Genomic DNA, 16,103 nt, shown 5'->3' with positions numbered 1-16,103 from the left:
GTTCAGCGGGTCTGGCGGTGGGTCCGCCAGGCGATCCACAGCTTGCGCAGCGGCGTGAGCGCGATGCGCTGGTGCAGCACCTGGAAGCCGCCGCGCTCGATCTCGCCGAGCAGGCGCCGGTAGATCGCCGCCATCATGAGGCCGGGCCGCTGGGCGCGCCGCTCTTCGGCCGGCAGGAGGGCCAGGGCTTCGTCGTAGCAGGCCTGGGCGCGGCCGGCCTGGAAGCGCATCAGGGCCTGGAAGCGATCGCTGTAGCCCCAGGGGGCCTCGCGCTTGAGCAGCTCGTGCGCCTTCACCTCGAAGCGTTGCAGTTCGTTGACCGGCAGGTAGATGCGGCCCCGCCGCGCGTCCTCGCCGACATCGCGCAGGATGTTGGTCAGCTGCAGGGCCCGGCCCAGGCGATGGGCGTAGGCGCGGGTGGCCTCACCGAGCGGCTGGCCATCGACGCAGCCGAAGATGCTGGCCGAGACTTCCCCGACCACGCCGGCCACCAGGTGGCAGTACTGGAACAGCCCGGCTTCGTCGAGCACGCGGTTCTGGCGCAAGTCCATCTCGCAGCCGTCGATGATCAGCGCGAGTTGCTCGGCCCGGATGTTGAACGCCGCGGCGTGCGGCATGAGCGCCTTGAGCACCGGGTGCTGGGGCTGGCCCGCGTAGGCACGTGCCAGCTCCTGCCGCCACCAGGCCAGCTTGGTCGCGGCCACGCCGGGATCGGCCACTTCGTCGACCACATCGTCTACTTCGCGGCAGAAGGCGTAGAAAGCCGTGATCGCCGCCCGCCGGGCCGGGGGCAGGAAGAGGAAGGCGTAGTAGAAGCTGGAGCCGCTGCGCGCGGCCTTGTCCTGCACGTACTGTTCGGGCGTCATGAGGGGCCGGGACGGGGGCGGACGAAAGACGGTCCGAGGCGGCGCGGATTCTCCCATCGCGCCCCGGGCCGGCGCCTCAGCGCATCGCCAGCACGCGGCCGACGAGCCGCAGACGGTCGCGCCGCCGCAGCACCGGGCGCTGGCGCAGCGCATCGTGGTCCTGCGCGGCCAGGCGGTCCAGCACCATCAGTCCGCCCTGCACGACAGCCCGCATCTCCCAGGCAAAGCGCCCGGGCAGGCGGCGCGGCAGGCTCGCGCCCTGCAGCATCAGAGCGCGTGCCCAGGCGGCCAGCTCGGCCACCAGGCGGGGCAGGCCGGGCGGCGCCCGGCCGGCCAGCAGCTCGGCCGGCGCCAGGCCGTGGGCCGTGCAGTCGGCCAGCGGCAGGTAGAGCCGGCCGCGCGGCAGGTCCACCCGCAGGTCCTGCCAGAAGTTGATCAGCTGCAAGGCCGTGCAGATCGCGTCGGACTCCTCGCAGGCTTGCCGGTCCTCGCCCAGCCCGACGAGATGCAGCAGCAGCCGTCCGACCGGGTTGGCCGAGTTCGCGCAATAGGCCAGCAGGGCGGCGCGGTCGGGGTGGGGTGCGCCGCGCACGTCCTGCTCGAAGGCGTCGAGCAGGGCCTCCAGCCAGCGCTGCGGCAGGGCGTGCTGCGCGATGGCCGCGGCCAGCGGGCCGAAGATGGCGGCCCAGCGGCTGTCGGCTGCCACCTGACCCTGCATGGCCAGCCGCAGGGCCTGGCGGTAGGCGGCCAGGTCGGCCAGGCGCTCGGCGGGCGGCGCCGTGCCCTCGTCGGCCAGGTCGTCGGCCGTGCGGGCGTAGTGATAGATGGCCCGCACGGCCGGCCGGAGCGCGGGCGGACACAGCCAGGACGCGACGGGGAAGTTCTCGGGATGCTCGACGGCCGGCGCCAGGGCCTGCGCGGCGGGGGGCGGGGGGGCTGGAGCGGGCATGGGGTCCGATTCTCACCGCCGCTTCGGGGCGGCTTGCGGGCCCGGGACCGGGGGGCGCCGACCCGAGGCTAGAATCCGCCCCCGGTCAGAACCGCAGTGCGCTGCAGCCCTGGGGCGCTCGGACGGCCCGGCGGCCTTCAGATGCATGCCCGGCTTCCGATCGGCGACACGAGGCGGTGACCGCTGGGCCGCTCCTGGCCCTGCGCGCGGGTGGCGAAATTGGTAGACGCACCAGGTTTAGGTCCTGACGCCTGCAAGGGTGTGCGGGTTCGAGTCCCGCCCCGCGCACCACCACCGCAAATCAACACTACAGAGCAAGAGAACATGGCTGTCACCGTGGAGACCCTCGACAAGCTGGAACGGCGCATCACGCTGTCGCTGTCGGCGCAGGACATCAGCACCGAGGTGGAGCAGCGTCTCAAGCGCCTGGCCCGCACGGTCAAGGCCGACGGCTTCCGTCCCGGCAAGGTGCCGATGTCGGTGGTTGCGCAGCGCTACGGCATGTCCGTCCAGTACGAAGTCGTCAACGACAAGGTCGGCGAGGCCTTCGCCCAGGCTGCCAGCGAAGCCCAGCTGCGCGTGGCGGGTGCGCCGCGCATCAGCGAGAAGGAAGGCGAAGCGCCTGAAGGCCAGCTGGTGTTCGACGCCGTCTTCGAGGTCTACCCCGAGGTGCAGATCGAAGACCTGGCCGCGGTCGAGGTCAGCCGCGCCAGCAGCGAGATCGACGAAGCGGCGATCGACCGCACCGTCGAGATCCTGCGCAAGCAGCGCCGCAGCTTTGCCGAGCGCGCCGAGGGTGAAGTGGCCGTCGACGACGACCGCGTGACCATCGACTTCGAAGGCAAGGTGGACGGCGTCGCCTTCCCCGGCGGCACCGCCGAGGGCTTCCAGTTCCTGCTGGGCGAAGGCCGCATGCTGCCGAGCTTCGAGGATGCCGTGCGCGGCATGAAGGTCGGCGAGAGCAAGACCTTCCCGCTGACCTTCCCCGAGGACTATCACGGCAAGGATGTGGCCGGCAAGGAAGCCGACTTCCTCGTGACCGTCAAGAAGATCGAAGCCCAGCAGCTGCCCGAGATCACCGAGGACTTCGTGAAGTCGCTCGGCGTGGCCGATGGCAGCATCGATTCGCTGCGCGCCGACATCCGCAAGAACCTCGAGCGCGAGATCAAGGCCCGTCTGGCCAGCCGCAACAAGTCGGCGGCCTTCGAGGCCCTGCTCAAGGCGTCGAGCTTCGACCTGCCGCAGGCCCTGGTGGCCAACGAAGTCGAGCGCATGGTGCAGTCCGCGATGGCCGACCTGAAGGAACGAGGCGTGAAGGACGCGGCCAAGGCCGGCATCCCGGCCGAGGTCTTCCAGCCCCAGGCCGAGCGCCGTGTGCGTCTGGGCCTGATGGTCGCCGAGCTGGTCAAGCGCAATAACCTGCAGGCCACGCCGGACCAGATTCGCAGCCACATCGAAGAGATCGCCCAGAGCTACGAGCGGCCCGAGGAAGTGATCCGCTGGTACATGAGCGACCGCGGCCGCATGGCCGAGGTCGAGGCCCTGGTCATCGAGAACAATGTCCTGAGCCACCTGCATGCGCAGGCCAAGGTCAGCGACGAGGCCGTGCCCTTCGAAGCCCTGATGCAGCAACCGGCCTGAGGCCGCGGTGCCGGGCCCTCGGGCCCGCATCCCCAAGCAGGGGCGCGTGCCGCAAGGCCGCGCCCCTTGTCGTTGCGGCCCAGGCCCCGGGGCCCGGCGGGCTTCCGGGGCCGGCCCATAATCCCCCCGACATCTTTTCCGCAGGAGTGCCATGAGCGCGCTGGACACGCAGAACCTGGGCATGGTGCCCATCGTCATCGAGCAATCGGGCCGCGGCGAGCGGGCCTACGACATCTACTCGCGCCTGCTGCGCGAGCGGGTGGTCTTCCTGGTCGGGCCGGTCAACGACGTGACCGCCAACCTCGTCGTCGCGCAGCTGCTCTTCCTGGAGAGCGAGAACCCGGACAAGGACATCTCGCTCTACATCAACTCGCCGGGCGGCAGCGTCAGCGCGGGCCTGTCGATCTTCGACACGATGAACTTCATCAAGCCCGATGTCTCGACGCTGTGCATGGGCATGGCCGCCAGCATGGGGGCCTTCCTGCTGGCCGCTGGCGCCAAGGGCAAGCGCTTCGCGCTGCCGAACTCGCGCGTGATGATCCATCAGCCGCTGGGCGGCGCGCAGGGCCAGGCCACCGACATCCAGATCCAGGCGCGCGAGATCCTGCGCCTGAAGGACAAGCTCAACGAGATCCTCGCCGAGCGCAGCGGCCAGAGCTTCGACAAGATCGTGGCCGACACCGAGCGGGACTACTTCATGTCCGCGGCCGAGGCCAAGGACTACGGCCTGATCGACCAGGTCATCGCCCAGCGCGGCGCCTGAGCCCGCGGGATTTCGCGCGGCGTCGCGAAGCCCGGAAGCGGCCTGGAGAAGGGTCTTTTCCGCAAGGAAGGGCCCTTTTTTCTTTGGCTTATCATCGTCCCGACAAGACCGTCAAGCGGAAAGCGCAGCACTCCATGGCCGACAAAAAAGGCTCCTCCGGCGAAAAGGTTCTCTACTGCTCGTTCTGCGGCAAGAGCCAGCACGAGGTGAAGAAACTCATCGCCGGCCCCTCGGTCTTCATCTGCGACGAGTGCATCGACCTCTGCAACGACATCATCCGCGACGAGGCCCCGGCCGATGCTGCGGAGGACAAGTCCGCGAAGAGCGACCTCCCGGTGCCCAGCGAGATCAAGGCCAGCCTCGACCAGTACGTGATCGGGCAGGACCCGGCCAAGCGCACGCTGGCCGTCGCGGTCTACAACCACTACAAGCGCCTCAAGCACATGCAGGGCGCGGGCAAGAAGGAGGAGGTCGAGCTCGCGAAGAGCAACATCCTGCTCATCGGCCCGACCGGCTCGGGCAAGACGCTGCTCGCGCAGACCCTGGCCCGGCTGATCAACGTGCCCTTCGTGATCGCCGACGCGACGACGCTGACCGAGGCGGGCTACGTCGGCGAGGACGTCGAGAACATCATCCAGAAGCTGCTGCAGAACTGCAATTACGACGTCGAGCGGGCGCAGCGCGGCATCGTCTACATCGACGAGATCGACAAGATCTCGCGCAAGGCCGACAACCCGTCCATCACCCGCGACGTGTCGGGCGAGGGCGTGCAGCAGGCCTTGCTGAAGCTGGTCGAGGGCACGATGGCCAGCGTGCCGCCGCAAGGCGGCCGCAAGCATCCGAACCAGGACTTCCTGCAGATCGACACGACCAACATCCTGTTCATCTGCGGGGGGGCCTTCGACGGTCTGGAGAAGGTCATCGCCAACCGCTCCGAGAAGTCCGGCATCGGCTTCGGGGCGACGGTCAAGAGCAAGTCCGAGCGCAAGCTCACCGAGGTCTTCCGCGAGGTCGAGCCCGAGGACCTGATCAAGTTCGGCATCATTCCCGAACTGGTCGGCCGCCTGCCGGTGGTCGCCACCCTCGGCGAGCTGACCGAGGATGCGCTGATCCAGATCCTGACCGAGCCGAAGAACGCGCTGGTCAAGCAGTACCAGCGCCTGTTCGCGATGGACGGCGTCGAGCTGGAGATCCGGCCCAGCGCGCTCAGCGCGATCGCCCGCAAGGCTCTGGCCCGCAAGACTGGCGCCCGTGGCCTGCGCTCGATCGTCGAGCAGGTGCTGATGGACACGATGTTCGAGCTGCCGGCCCTCGAAGGGGTCGGCAAGGTCGTCATCGACGAGCCGACCATCGAGGACCAGGCCAAGCCGCTGCTGGTCTACCGCGAGCAGGCCAAGGCCAGCGCCTGAAGCCGGTCGAAGGCGGTCGGGCCTCTCCCTGCACGCCGCCATGAGACGCCACGACGCCCTGCGACGCCTGCCGATCCGCGCGACCCTGCCGGTCGCGCCATCTTGCGCCCGTGCTCCCGCGCGGGCCTTGTGATTCCCCGCTCCGGCCGCAACTGAGCAGCCTGAGCACGAAAGGCCCTCCATGTCCGGACAACCCATCCTGCCGCCCGACGCGATCACGCTGCCGCTGCTGCCGCTGCGCGACGTGGTGGTCTTCCCCCACATGGTCATCCCGCTCTTCGTCGGGCGCCCGAAGTCGATCAAGGCCCTGGAGGCCGCGATGGAAGCCGGCCGCCAGATCATGCTGGTGGCCCAGAAGGCCGCCGGCAAGGACGAGCCCAAGGCCGACGACATGTTCGACGTCGGCTGCGTCTCCAGCATCCTGCAGATGCTGAAGCTGCCCGACGGCACCGTGAAGGTGCTGGTCGAAGGCGCGCAGCGCGCGAACACGCTGAAGATCGAGGACAACGGCGAGCACTTCATCGCCCAGGTCGCGCCGGTGCCGCCGGATGTCGCGACCTCGCCCGAAGTCGAGGCCCTGCGCCGCGCCGTCACGCAGCAGTTCGACCAATACGTCAAGCTCAACAAGAAGATCCCGCCCGAGATCCTCAGCTCGATCGCCGGCATCGACGATGCGGGACGCCTGGCCGACACCATCGCCGCCCACCTGCCTCTGAAGCTGGAGAACAAGCAGGCCGTGCTCGACCTGCTGAGTGTTTCCGCCCGCATGGAGAAGCTGCTCGAACTGCTCGAGCACGAGGTCGACATCCTGCAGGTGGAGAAGCGCATCCGCGGCCGCGTGAAGCGGCAGATGGAGAAGAGCCAGCGCGAGTACTACCTGAACGAACAGGTCAAGGCCATCCAGAAGGAGCTGGGCGAGGGCGAGGAGGGCGCTGACCTCGAGGAGCTCGAGAAGAAGATCATCGCCGCGCGCATGCCCAAGGACGCGCGCAAGAAGGCCGAGACCGAGCTGAAGAAGCTCAAGCTGATGTCGCCGATGTCGGCCGAGGCCACGGTGGTGCGCAACTACATCGACACCCTGGTCAATCTGCCCTGGGCGAAGAAGACGAAGATCAAGCACGACCTGGCCAACGCCGAGGACGTGCTGAACCAGGACCACTACGGTCTCGACAAGGTCAAGGACCGCATCCTCGAATACCTTGCCGTGCAGACCCGCGTCGACAAGGTCAAGGCGCCCATCCTGTGCCTGGTCGGCCCCCCGGGCGTCGGCAAGACCTCGCTGGGCCAGAGCGTGGCCCGCGCGACCGGCCGCAAGTTCATCCGCATGGCCCTGGGTGGCGTCCGGGACGAGGCCGAGATCCGGGGTCACCGCCGCACCTACATCGGCTCCATGCCCGGCAAGGTGCTGCAGAACCTCGGCAAGGTCGGCGTGCGCAATCCGCTCTTCCTCCTCGACGAGATCGACAAGCTCGGCATGGACTTCCGTGGCGACCCCTCGAGTGCGCTGCTGGAGGTGCTGGACCCCGAGCAGAACCACACCTTCGGCGACCACTACGTCGAGGTCGACTTCGATCTGTCGGACGTGATGTTCGTCGCCACCTCGAACAGCCTGAACATCCCGCCGGCCTTGCTGGACCGGATGGAGGTGATCCGCCTGTCGGGCTACACCGAGGACGAGAAGCTCAACATCGCGCAGAAGTACCTGCTGCCCAAGCAGTTCAAGAACAACGGCCTGAAGGACGAGGAACTGCTGGTCACGGAAGGCGCGCTGCGCGACGTGGTGCGCTACTACACCCGCGAAGCCGGCGTGCGCTCGCTCGAACGCGAGATCGGCAAGATCTGCCGCAAGGTCGTCAAGGCCCTGTCGCTGAAGACGGTCGCGCCCCAGGTGCGGGTGGACGAGACCGCCCTGGCCGACTACCTGGGCGTGCGCAAGTACGACTTCGGCCGGGCCGAGAAGCAGAACCAGGTCGGCCAGGTGGTCGGCCTCGCCTGGACCGAGGTGGGCGGCGACCTGCTGACCATCGAGGCCGCCGTCATGCCGGGCAAGGGCAACATCCTGCGCACGGGCTCGCTCGGCGACGTGATGAAGGAGTCGGTCGAAGCCGCGCGCACGGTCATCCGTTCGCGGGCCCGTCGCCTCGGCATCAAGGACGAGCTCTTCGAGAAGCGCGACATCCACATCCACGTGCCCGACGGGGCGACGCCCAAGGACGGCCCCAGCGCCGGCGCCGCCATGGCCACGGCCTTTGTCTCGGCGCTGACGGGCATCCCGGTGCGAGCCGATGTGGCGATGACCGGCGAGATCACGCTGCGCGGCGAGATCACGGCGATCGGAGGCCTCAAGGAGAAGCTGCTCGCCGCCCACCGCGGTGGCATCAAGACCGTGATGATCCCGGAGGAGAACGTCAAGGACTTGGCCGACATCCCGGAGAACGTCAAGGGCCAGCTCGAGATCGTCCCCGTGCGCTGGATCGATCGCGTGCTTGAAGTGGCACTCGAACGCTTGCCCGAGCCGCTGGTCGACGACGAGGCCAAGCCGGCGGTGGCGGTCCAGCCCGCAGCGGTTGAGGCTGCGGCGCCGGCCGCCGCGGGATCCACCGACGTCACCAAGCATTGAGGGGCGGGCCGCGTCGGTCTCGGCCGGCGCGGTTTGCGCGTTGTCTGGGCGCGACATCGCATGTTTTTCGGCAGGGGCTTGTACAAAACGTCAAAGTCCCCCTATACTGCGAGGCTCGCAACGACGCCAAACGATGCGAGCGACAGACAAGAACAGCCGGCAGTCACAAGCCACCGGTGCAGCGTTCAAGCCAGTCGATCCAAGCGGGAATAGCTCAGTTGGTAGAGCGCAACCTTGCCAAGGTTGAGGTCGCGAGTTCGAGCCTCGTTTCCCGCTCCAAATTCCGAAAAAGGGAAGCCCATGTCAACATCGGCTTCCCTTTTTTCTCAGGCGGTCCGGCTTCCGGGCAGCCCCAGGGCGCGGTAGCAAAGCGGTTATGCAGCGGATTGCAAATCCGTCCAGGGCGGTTCGACTCCGCCCCGCGCCTCCAAGACATCAGGACCCAGACGTGCAAGCGTCTGGGTCTTTTGTTTTGTCCAGGCTCAAGTCATGTCCCAAGCGCGAGCTGCGGGGCCGCTGCACTTGCACCGGACGATCACGCGCCACTGCGTAGCGCCTTCACGCCACGGCCCAGCTTGCGTCGCAACAGGGCGCGCATGCTGACCCCGTCCGCGCAGCCGATCTGCGCCCCGTCCGCGAAGCGCTCGACCACGGGATCGGCGTGGGCGAGGGGGTCGGGAATCACGGACTCGGCTTGCGAAGGCCAGGCTTCGACGGGCAGGTGGCACGCCACCCGGTCGGCCCACGTCGGGCTGCTGCTGCGCACCCCGCCCCGGGGCCGGCTCGAGGTGGGCCAGGGCCGCACCCGCCGTGATGAAGCGGGCTGAGCCTACGAACATGCGGGATTCGTCGGGTGCCGCGCACGCAGAGGGATGACTCGACTTACGCTGCGCGACCGGTCGAGCCGTGACCCGTCGTCCGGCGGTACGCCGGGCGGGAGCCGGCGACCGGCGCCTGCATGCCGGCGGTCCGACCCACTCCCGCCCTCCCTCCCGATCCAGGAATCTGCATGAAACTGATGGACTACGGCCTCAAGCCGGTCGACTTCAATGGCCCTGCCCCGAGGGCAGGCGAGGCTGAGGCAAGCCTCTCCCGGCGCGGCTTCGTGATGAGCTCCCTGGCCTCGGGCTTTGCCGTCGCCTCCGAGCCCGTGCTGGCCCAGGCCATCACCACCGACCGCAAGGGCCTGGTGGCTGGTGAGGTCAGCATCGCGGTCGCCGATGGCAAGATCCCAGCCTACCGGGCCATGCCCGCGGGGCCCGGCACCTTCCCGGTGATGTTGGTCGTGCAGGAAATCTTCGGCGTGCACGAGCACATCAAGGACATGTGTCGCCGCTATGCCAAGCGGGGCTATTACGCGATCGCACCCGAGCTGTTCGCACGCCAGGGGGATGTGTCGACGATGACGGACATTCCCACCATCCTGTCGCAGGTGGTCTCCAAAGTGCCCGATGCGCAGGTCTGTGCGGACCTGGACGCCACCCTGGCCTTTGCCCGCGCCAGCGGCCGCGCCGATGCCAAGCGCACTGGCCTCGTCGGCTACTGCTGGGGAGGGCGTACGGCCTGGATCTACGCCCGTCACAACCCCAAGCTGAACGCTGCCGTGGCGTACTACGGCCTGCTGGAAGGCCTGAAGGCGCCGGAGCTGCGTCCGCAGGACCCCATCGATCTCGCCCAGGAGATCAAGGTGCCGGTGCTGGGTCTGTACTCGGGCATCGACGCCTTCGTGAAGCAGGAAACCATCGCCAAGATGCGCGGCCTCGTCAACCAGGGCGGCAGCGGCTCGGAGATCGTGGTCTTTCCGAATGTGGACCATGGCTTCAATGCCGACTACCGGCCCAGTTACGACAAGGCCGCAGCCACCTACGCGCAGAAGCTGGCCAACGACTGGTTCAAGAAGCACGGCGTCTGAGACCGGTCGGCCGGGGAGCACGCCGCGCTTGCGGGTCCTGAATGAAACACGCCGGGCAGCGCCCGGCGTGTTTCAGGGTGCGTCCCGCGGACGCGCTGGGCTCAACGTCCGGCGCTCGGGAAGAACAGCGGCTCGCCACCGATCTTGTAGGACGCGATCGTGGACTGGCCTTCGGTCGAGACCACCCAGTCGGCGAAGGCCTGCGCGGCGGCCTGCTTCACGTGCGGATGCTTGGCGGGGTTCACCACGATCACGCCATAGGGATTGAACAGGCGCTTGTCGCCCTCGACCAGCACGGCCAGATCGCCGCGGTTCTTGAAGTTCAGCCAGGTGCCGCGGTCGCTCAGCGCGTAGGCCCCGCTCGACGAGGCGATGTTCAGCGCCGGGCCCATGCCGCAGCCGCATTCGCGGTAGCCAGCCGGCTTGGCGGCGGCCAGGTCCACGCCGGCCAGCTTCCAGTAGCGCAGCTCGGCCGCGTGGGTGCCGCTCTTGTCCCCGCGCGAGACGAAGCTTTCCTTCCCCGCAGCCAGCTTGCCCAGCGCCGCCGCCACGTCGCTGCCCTTGACCCCGGCCGGGTCGCTGCGCGGGCCGACGAGGACGAAATCGTTGTACATCACGTCCCGGCGGCCCAGCCCCCAGCCCTCCTCGACGAACTTGTCCTCGGCGGCCCGGTCGTGCACGAAGACCACGTCGGCATCGCCGCGCCGGGCCATGTCCAGCGCCTGCCCGGTGCCGAGGGCGACCACCTTGACCGCGATGCCGGTCCTGGCGGTGAAGGCGGGCAGCAGGTGGGCGAAGAGGCCGGATTGTTCCGTGGAGGTCGTCGAGGCCATGACCAGGGTCGTCGGCTCGGCTCGCAGGGCCGGGCTCAGCCCCAGGCCGAGCATGGCGGACAGCAGCAGGCCACGGCGCAGCCGCGAGAACAGGGGACGCAGGTCGGAGGAAGGCATCGGGAGACTCACACGGAGACGGAATGGCCGCGAGGCTACGGAGCACCGCGACAAAAAACCATATGTCACTCTGTTCATAGCGGAAGCCCCGGGGGGCACGGGGCGCTGGTGGCGCCCCTCATTCCCGCAGCGCGCAGCCCCCGGGCTGGATCGCGCGCTGGCCGATCAGCTGGTAGGCACCGCCTTGCCAACGAAAAAGCGGCATGCAGCCCCCGGAGGTCGCGACCCCCAGGTCCAGCCAGCCGCCGTGGCGTCCGGGCTGCAGGACCAGCTCGACGCCCTGCATCCAGTCGCTCAGCGGCTGCCAGCCGCCGTCCGGCCCGAGGGCCATCAGGCGCAGCGAGCCTCCCGGATGCGCCGGCAGGCATCGGCTGGCTGCGAGAAACACCACGGCTTCCGCCGGAGCCTCGCCGTTGAGCTCGTGTCGCTCCACCTCCGGCTTCACGGGCGTCGTGCAGTTCGGCAGATGCCATTGACCGTCCAGGCGCGTCAGGCCGGCGGCCTGCAGCAGCGCCACGGGATCGGCGGCGGTGGTGGCTCCTTGTGCCAGGGCCAGGGCCAGGCCGAGCACGGCGGGCCGGGCGGGACGCCCCAGGGCCTGCAGCGTGCGTTGGACGCGGGGTGCGATCGGGCCGGATGGGCGGGACGAGGGCGACAGGGCCATGGCGCGGTCGGGAAGGCGGATCGTGGGCGAGGGGGGCGCGGCCTGCTGGCGCGGGCGGCGGCGGGCCGGTCGGCGCCCGGCAGGGGCGGCAGATGGAGGCCCGCGCACTCTAGCCAGCTGCTGGGCGGCCGGCAGCCGGTCGATCCCGCATCGCCCGGTCTTGTCCTGCAGGCCCCGCCTGCGACGACACTCGGCCCGCCGCAGGCCGGGTTGCGCCGGTGCGTGACGCCTGGCGGACCGAAGCCCATGACCTTCTCCCTGACGCCCTTTCACGCCCTCTGGCGCCTGGCTGCAGCCGGGCTGATCGCGAGCCTCGCTGCCTGTGGCGGCGGGGGTGGGGGCGGCGATCCGGACGGCCCGGCCGCGGCCACCGGCCTGCAAGGCGTCTACGACGTGCAGAAGGCCGGTGTTTCGCAGGGGCTGGCCTTCGTGCTGGAGGACGGCACGCTGTGGTCGCTGCTGATCGACGAATCCGGCGAGAGCCCGCGGGTCGAGGTGCTGCAGGGCGGCCTGACCCTCGAAGGCAGCACCGTCGCCGGCCTGCCGAGCGAGGCCGAGCAAGGCCTGCGCTTCTTCGCCCCGGCCCCGGCCGGGCCGACCCGCGTCAGCGCCTTCCGCGGCAGCCGGGTGGGCGGCGGTGGCTTCGACGGCACGCTGTCGATCCAGGCCCTGCGCGAGGACGCGCTGAGCTTCGTGCCCGTGCCGAACAGCGTCTTTCCCTACCGCACGGCCGCGACCGCCACGGCCATGGCCACCCGCTGGGATGCGGTGCTGACCACCGGCGAGACCCTGGTCTTCACGGTCGCGGTCGATGGGAGCTTCGAGGTGGAAAGCCCGGGCGGCTGCGCGATCCGCGGCACCCTGGTCCCGCGGGCCAATGGCCGCAATGTCTACAACGCCACCGTCAGCTTCGGGCCGGCGCCCTGCCTGACCCCGGGCCTGGTGGCGCGCGGCATCGCCCTCATCCAGACCGAAGACGGCCAGCGCCTGCTGCTGGGCGGCATGACCAGCGCCGACCGCGACTTCGCGCTCGTGCTGAGCGGTTTCGAGTCCCCGCTGCCGCCGGCGCCGCCGGCCTCCGCCGCCGCGCGCTGAGACCGGGAGCCGCCCGGCGACCCGGCCCGCTCAGCCCTTCACCACCGCATAGCGTTCCAGCGTGCGGGCCCGGGCCTCGGCATGGTCGACGATGGGCCGCGGGTAGTCGCGGCCCAGCACGAAGCCGGCAGCCGCCTGGTCCACCGGGCGGGCCAGCCAGGGCGCGTGGATCGCGCCGTCCGGCAGCGCGGCCAGCTCGGGCACGTAGCGGCGGATGAACTTGCCGGCCGGGTCGAACTTCTCGCTCTGGCTGACCGGGTTGAAGATGCGGAAATAGGGCTGGGCGTCGCAGCCCGAGCTGGCCGCCCACTGCCAGCCGCCGTTGTTGGCAGCCAGGTCAAAGTCGTTGAGCTGCAGGGCGAACCAGGCCTCGCCACGGCGCCAGTCCAGCCCCAGGTCCTTGGTGAGGAAGCTGGCCACCACCATGCGCAGGCGGTTGTGCATGTAGCCGGTCTGGGCCAGCTGGCGCATCGCGGCGTCGACCAGGGGGTAGCCGGTGCGGCCGGCGCACCAGGCTTCGAAGTGAGCGTCCGCCTCGGGCCCCTCGTCCCAGGTGATGCGGTCGTACTCGGGCCGGAAGGCCGCCCGCTCGACGCGAGGATGGTGCTGCAGCACCTGCATGTAGAAGTCGCGCCAGATCAGCTCGCTGCGCCAGACCTCGGCCCCGGCCGCGCCCGGGCCGCCCGCCTCCACGCGGGCCTGGGCCTCGCGCAGCAGGCGGCGGATCGAGACCGTGCCGAAGCGCAGGTGCACGCTCAGGTAGCTCGGACCCTTGACGGCGGGGAAGTCGCGTGCGGCGTCGTAGCGGTCGATGCGCCCGTCGAGGAAGTCCGCCAGCAGGGCCTCGGCGCCGGGGCGGCCGGTCGGCAGGACCCGCAGGTCGAGGCCGCTGGGTTCGAAGCCGATCGCGGCCAGGGTGTCCGGCACACCGGGCTCGCCGGCCGGTCGTGCGGCCAGGGCGTCGCCATGGGCCTCCACCGGGTAGGCCTTGAGCTGGTAGGGCGTCAGCGCCTTCAGCCAGGCGTTCTTGTAGGGCGTGAACACGCCATAGGGCTTGCCGGCGCCGGTCAGCACCTCGGGGCCCTCGAAGATGCTCTGGTCCTTGAAGCCGTGGAAGGCGATGCCGACCGTGCGCAGGGCCTCGGCCACCGCCGCATCGCGGCGCTGGGCGGCGGGTTCGGGATCGAGGTTGGTGAAGACGGCGTCCACACCCAGCTGCAGGGCCAGGCGAGGCAGCTCCTCCAGGGCCCGGCCGTGGCGGGTGATCAGGCCCGCGCCGGGCCGGCCATGGGCCTCGCCCAGGGCCCGCAGCTCGGCGTCCAGGGCCTGCAGGCTGCGCCAGATGAACTCGACGCGGCGGTCGCGGCGGGGCAGGGGATCGAGGATCTCGCGGTCGAAGACGAAGACCGACCAGACCTCGCGCGCCGCGCGCAGGGCCTGGTGCAGGGCGGCGTGGTCGGGCAGGCGCAGGTCGCGGCGCAGCCAGACCAGCGCACGGCCCAGGGCGCGGCGGGGCAGGGCGGCTTCGCGGGGGCGCAGGGGATCGGAAACGGTCATGGGCGGGGCGGCGGCGGGACAGGGCGGGCCCGGGGGGCGGGCCGGCCGCAGTGTGCCCGCCACCTAGAATCCCCACCATGTCCTCCGGCGCCCCGATCGACCTCACCAACCAGTTCCTGATCGCGATGCCCGGCGTGGCCGACGACAACTTCGCCGGCACCGTCGTCTACCTCTGCGAACACTCCGAGCGCGGCGCGCTGGGCCTGGTCATCAACCGGCCCAGCGACATCACGCTGAGCAAGCTGTTCGAGAAGGTCGACCTCAGCCTGGACCGCGAAGATCTGGCCGCCCAGCCCGTCTTCGTCGGCGGCCCGGTGCAGACCGAGCGTGGCTTCGTGCTGCACGATGCCCTCGACATCGAAGGCGGCGGCTACACCAGCAGCCTGAAGATTCCCGGCGGTCTGGAGATGACCACCTCCAAGGACGTGCTGGAGGCGCTCTCCCATGGCGCCGGCCCGCGCCGCGTCTTCGTGACCCTGGGCTACGCCGGCTGGAGCGCCGGCCAGCTCGAAGAGGAGCTGGGCCGCAACGGCTGGATCACCGTGGCGGCCGAGCCGACGCTGATCTTCGACACCCCGGTCGAGCAACGCTACAAGCGCGCGCTGTCCCTGCTCGGCATCGACCTGGGCATGCTCAGCAGCGAAGCCGGCCATGCCTGAGCCGGCCGGCGGCGCCACGCCGTCCCCCGCCGCCCCGCAGACCCTGCTGGGCTTCGACTTCGGCCTGCGCCGCACGGGCGTCGCGGTGGGCAACACCCTGCTGCGCGAGGCCAGCCCGCTGACCACCGTGCAGGCCGAGGGCGAAGCCCGCTATGCGCCCATTGCCGCCCTGGTGGCCGAATGGCGGCCGGCCGCCCTGGTGGTGGGCGTGCCCTTCCATCCCGACGGCGCCGAGCACGAGCTCAGCCGGGCCGCGCGTCGCTTCGCGCGCCAGCTCGGCCTGCGCCACGGCCTGCCGGTGCACGAGGTGGATGAGCGCTACAGCAGCGTCGAGGCCGAGGCCGTGCTGGCCGCCGAGGGTGCTCGCCGCAAGGCCCGGCCGGGCCGCCCGGATCCGCGCCTCGATGCCCGCGCCGCGGCGCTGCTCCTCGACCAATACCTGCGGGCCCTGCCATGAGCCGGTGCCCGACCTTCCTGCCCGACGGAGTCTTCCCCCGATGAGCCTGCTCGCCCTCGATGCCGAGGCGCTCTACCTGGACCTGCGCGCCCGCGTGCAGGACTGGCTGGCGCCGCGCGATCCGCTGGAGAACATGCTGGTGGGCGTCTGGTCCGGCGGGGCCTGGCTGGCCGAACGCCTGCACCGCGACCTGGGCCTGCCCGGCCGCCACGGCGTCGTCTCCAGCGCCCTGCACCGCGACGATTTCGGCGCGCGCGGCCTGGCCGCCACGGCCGATGCCACCTCCCTGCCCTTCGAGATCGACAACCTGCATGTGCTGCTGGTCGACGACGTGCTGTTCACCGGCCGCACCACCCGCGCAGCCATCAACGAGCTGTTCGACTTCGGCCGCCCGGCCAGCGTGACCCTGGCGGTGCTCGTCGACCGCGGCGGCCGCGAGCTGCCGATCGAGGCCGCGATCTCCGCCGCCCGCATCGCCCTGCCGCCGGCCCAGCGCCTGGCCCTGGGCCGCGATGCCGACGGCCGCTTCAGCTTCGACCTTCAAACCCTCGCCTGAGCCGA

15 protein-coding genes and 3 tRNA genes are annotated in these 16,103 nt (G+C 70.2%); 12 read left to right on the top strand and 6 right to left on the bottom strand.

The genetic code is table 11. The features are described from left to right. Positions 1-2: 2 nt before the first annotated feature. Both hpnD and hpnC read right to left on the bottom strand, forming a co-directional pair. Positions 3-866, bottom strand: a complete 864-nt coding sequence (gene hpnD, locus H4F90_RS07075; RefSeq protein WP_182662746.1) for a presqualene diphosphate synthase HpnD — start codon at positions 864-866, stop codon at positions 3-5. Positions 867-942: 76 nt separating this feature from the next. After that, positions 943-1,815, bottom strand: a complete 873-nt coding sequence (hpnC, locus tag H4F90_RS07070; RefSeq protein ID WP_182662744.1) for a squalene synthase HpnC — start codon at positions 1,813-1,815, stop codon at positions 943-945. Positions 1,816-2,019: 204 nt separating this feature from the next. Between hpnC and H4F90_RS07065 the strand changes: the two genes are divergently transcribed. The 7 genes from H4F90_RS07065 (at position 2,020) to H4F90_RS07035 (ending at position 8,678) form a co-directional block, all read left to right on the top strand. Further along, a tRNA-Leu gene (locus tag H4F90_RS07065) sits at positions 2,020-2,106 on the top strand. Between the two features lie 33 nt (positions 2,107-2,139). Continuing rightward, positions 2,140-3,456 carry a trigger factor gene (tig, locus tag H4F90_RS07060; RefSeq protein WP_182662742.1) on the top strand — a complete coding sequence of 439 codons (1,317 nt, stop codon included), beginning with the start codon at positions 2,140-2,142 and terminating at the stop codon, positions 3,454-3,456. 151 nt (positions 3,457-3,607) lie between these two features. Then, positions 3,608-4,219, top strand: coding sequence for an ATP-dependent Clp endopeptidase proteolytic subunit ClpP (gene clpP, locus H4F90_RS07055; protein WP_328700839.1), 612 nt, complete (start codon positions 3,608-3,610; stop codon positions 4,217-4,219). Positions 4,220-4,353: 134 nt separating this feature from the next. Beyond that, positions 4,354-5,628, top strand: a complete 1,275-nt coding sequence (clpX, locus tag H4F90_RS07050; RefSeq protein WP_182662741.1) for an ATP-dependent Clp protease ATP-binding subunit ClpX — start codon at positions 4,354-4,356, stop codon at positions 5,626-5,628. A 181-nt stretch (positions 5,629-5,809) separates the two neighbouring features. Continuing rightward, positions 5,810-8,248, top strand: a complete 2,439-nt coding sequence (gene lon, locus H4F90_RS07045; RefSeq protein WP_182662739.1) for an endopeptidase La — start codon at positions 5,810-5,812, stop codon at positions 8,246-8,248. 203 nt (positions 8,249-8,451) lie between these two features. Continuing rightward, a tRNA-Gly gene (locus tag H4F90_RS07040) sits at positions 8,452-8,527 on the top strand. A 77-nt stretch (positions 8,528-8,604) separates the two neighbouring features. Then, positions 8,605-8,678 (top strand) — tRNA-Cys (locus H4F90_RS07035). 105 nt (positions 8,679-8,783) lie between these two features. Here the strand turns inward: H4F90_RS07035 and H4F90_RS07030 are convergent. After that, on the bottom strand, positions 8,784-8,933 hold the full coding sequence (locus H4F90_RS07030) for a hypothetical protein (protein WP_182662737.1): 150 nt from the start codon (positions 8,931-8,933) through the stop codon (positions 8,784-8,786). Between the two features lie 324 nt (positions 8,934-9,257). Here H4F90_RS07030 and H4F90_RS07025 point away from each other — a divergent pair, with 324 nt between their 5' ends. Beyond that, the gene (locus H4F90_RS07025; protein ID WP_182662735.1) at positions 9,258-10,160 is read left to right on the top strand and encodes a dienelactone hydrolase family protein; all 903 of its coding nucleotides are present in this window, start codon (positions 9,258-9,260) and stop codon (positions 10,158-10,160) included. Between the two features lie 101 nt (positions 10,161-10,261). Here the strand turns inward: H4F90_RS07025 and H4F90_RS07020 are convergent, their stop codons facing one another. After that, complete coding sequence (locus H4F90_RS07020; protein ID WP_182663112.1) at positions 10,262-11,047, bottom strand: substrate-binding domain-containing protein; 786 nt, start codon at positions 11,045-11,047, stop codon at positions 10,262-10,264. Between the two features lie 181 nt (positions 11,048-11,228). Then, a complete protein-coding gene (locus H4F90_RS07015; RefSeq protein ID WP_182662733.1) occupies positions 11,229-11,774 on the bottom strand; it encodes a hypothetical protein in 546 nt (181 codons plus the stop codon). A 246-nt stretch (positions 11,775-12,020) separates the two neighbouring features. Here H4F90_RS07015 and H4F90_RS07010 point away from each other — a divergent pair, with 246 nt between their 5' ends. Next, positions 12,021-12,869, top strand: a complete 849-nt coding sequence (locus H4F90_RS07010) for a hypothetical protein (protein WP_182662731.1) — start codon at positions 12,021-12,023, stop codon at positions 12,867-12,869. 30 nt (positions 12,870-12,899) lie between these two features. Here H4F90_RS07010 and H4F90_RS07005 read toward each other — a convergent pair whose 3' ends face one another. Continuing rightward, positions 12,900-14,426 carry a cryptochrome/photolyase family protein gene (locus H4F90_RS07005; protein ID WP_182662729.1) on the bottom strand — a complete coding sequence of 509 codons (1,527 nt, stop codon included), beginning with the start codon at positions 14,424-14,426 and terminating at the stop codon, positions 12,900-12,902. 77 nt (positions 14,427-14,503) lie between these two features. On the opposite strand from H4F90_RS07005, the gene H4F90_RS07000 reads away from it, so the two are divergent. Genes H4F90_RS07000 through pyrR form a run of 3 tightly spaced genes read left to right on the top strand, consistent with a single transcriptional unit; the run spans position 14,504 to position 16,098 of the window. Beyond that, entirely contained in the window at positions 14,504-15,085 is a 582-nt protein-coding gene (locus H4F90_RS07000; RefSeq protein WP_182662727.1) for a YqgE/AlgH family protein, read from the top strand. Beyond that, complete coding sequence (ruvX, locus tag H4F90_RS06995; RefSeq protein WP_182662725.1) at positions 15,078-15,542, top strand: Holliday junction resolvase RuvX; 465 nt, start codon at positions 15,078-15,080, stop codon at positions 15,540-15,542. Before H4F90_RS07000 ends, ruvX begins: the two co-directional genes overlap by 8 nt. A gap of 40 nt (positions 15,543-15,582) precedes the next feature. Next, the gene (gene pyrR, locus H4F90_RS06990) at positions 15,583-16,098 is read left to right on the top strand and encodes a bifunctional pyr operon transcriptional regulator/uracil phosphoribosyltransferase PyrR (protein ID WP_182662723.1); all 516 of its coding nucleotides are present in this window, start codon (positions 15,583-15,585) and stop codon (positions 16,096-16,098) included. The last annotated feature ends 5 nt before the right edge of the window (positions 16,099-16,103 follow it).

It is taken from the genome of Aquariibacter albus (assembly GCF_014145335.1).
Lineage (GTDB): Bacteria > Pseudomonadota > Gammaproteobacteria > Burkholderiales > Burkholderiaceae_C > Aquariibacter > Aquariibacter albus.
The sequence above is the reverse complement of the archived record's forward strand: the minus strand, read 5'-3'. Positions and strand labels throughout refer to the sequence as shown.

Excerpts from the sequence above, each read along its gene's own strand:
- hpnD (WP_182662746.1), bottom strand. The coding sequence starts at position 866 with ATGACGCCCGAACAGTACGTGCAGGACAAGGCCGCGCGCAGCGGCTCC.
- hpnC (WP_182662744.1), bottom strand. The coding sequence starts at position 1,815 with ATGCCCGCTCCAGCCCCCCCGCCCCCCGCCGCGCAGGCCCTGGCGCCG.
- tig (WP_182662742.1), top strand. The coding sequence starts at position 2,140 with ATGGCTGTCACCGTGGAGACCCTCGACAAGCTGGAACGGCGCATCACG.
- clpP (WP_328700839.1), top strand. The coding sequence starts at position 3,608 with ATGAGCGCGCTGGACACGCAGAACCTGGGCATGGTGCCCATCGTCATC.
- clpX (WP_182662741.1), top strand. The coding sequence starts at position 4,354 with ATGGCCGACAAAAAAGGCTCCTCCGGCGAAAAGGTTCTCTACTGCTCG.
- lon (WP_182662739.1), top strand. The coding sequence starts at position 5,810 with ATGTCCGGACAACCCATCCTGCCGCCCGACGCGATCACGCTGCCGCTG.
- H4F90_RS07025 (WP_182662735.1), top strand. The coding sequence starts at position 9,258 with ATGAAACTGATGGACTACGGCCTCAAGCCGGTCGACTTCAATGGCCCT.
- H4F90_RS07020 (WP_182663112.1), bottom strand. The coding sequence starts at position 11,047 with ATGCTCGGCCTGGGGCTGAGCCCGGCCCTGCGAGCCGAGCCGACGACC.
- H4F90_RS07015 (WP_182662733.1), bottom strand. The coding sequence starts at position 11,774 with ATGGCCCTGTCGCCCTCGTCCCGCCCATCCGGCCCGATCGCACCCCGC.
- H4F90_RS07010 (WP_182662731.1), top strand. The coding sequence starts at position 12,021 with ATGACCTTCTCCCTGACGCCCTTTCACGCCCTCTGGCGCCTGGCTGCA.
- H4F90_RS07005 (WP_182662729.1), bottom strand. The coding sequence starts at position 14,426 with ATGACCGTTTCCGATCCCCTGCGCCCCCGCGAAGCCGCCCTGCCCCGC.
- H4F90_RS07000 (WP_182662727.1), top strand. The coding sequence starts at position 14,504 with ATGTCCTCCGGCGCCCCGATCGACCTCACCAACCAGTTCCTGATCGCG.
- ruvX (WP_182662725.1), top strand. The coding sequence starts at position 15,078 with ATGCCTGAGCCGGCCGGCGGCGCCACGCCGTCCCCCGCCGCCCCGCAG.
- pyrR (WP_182662723.1), top strand. The coding sequence starts at position 15,583 with ATGAGCCTGCTCGCCCTCGATGCCGAGGCGCTCTACCTGGACCTGCGC.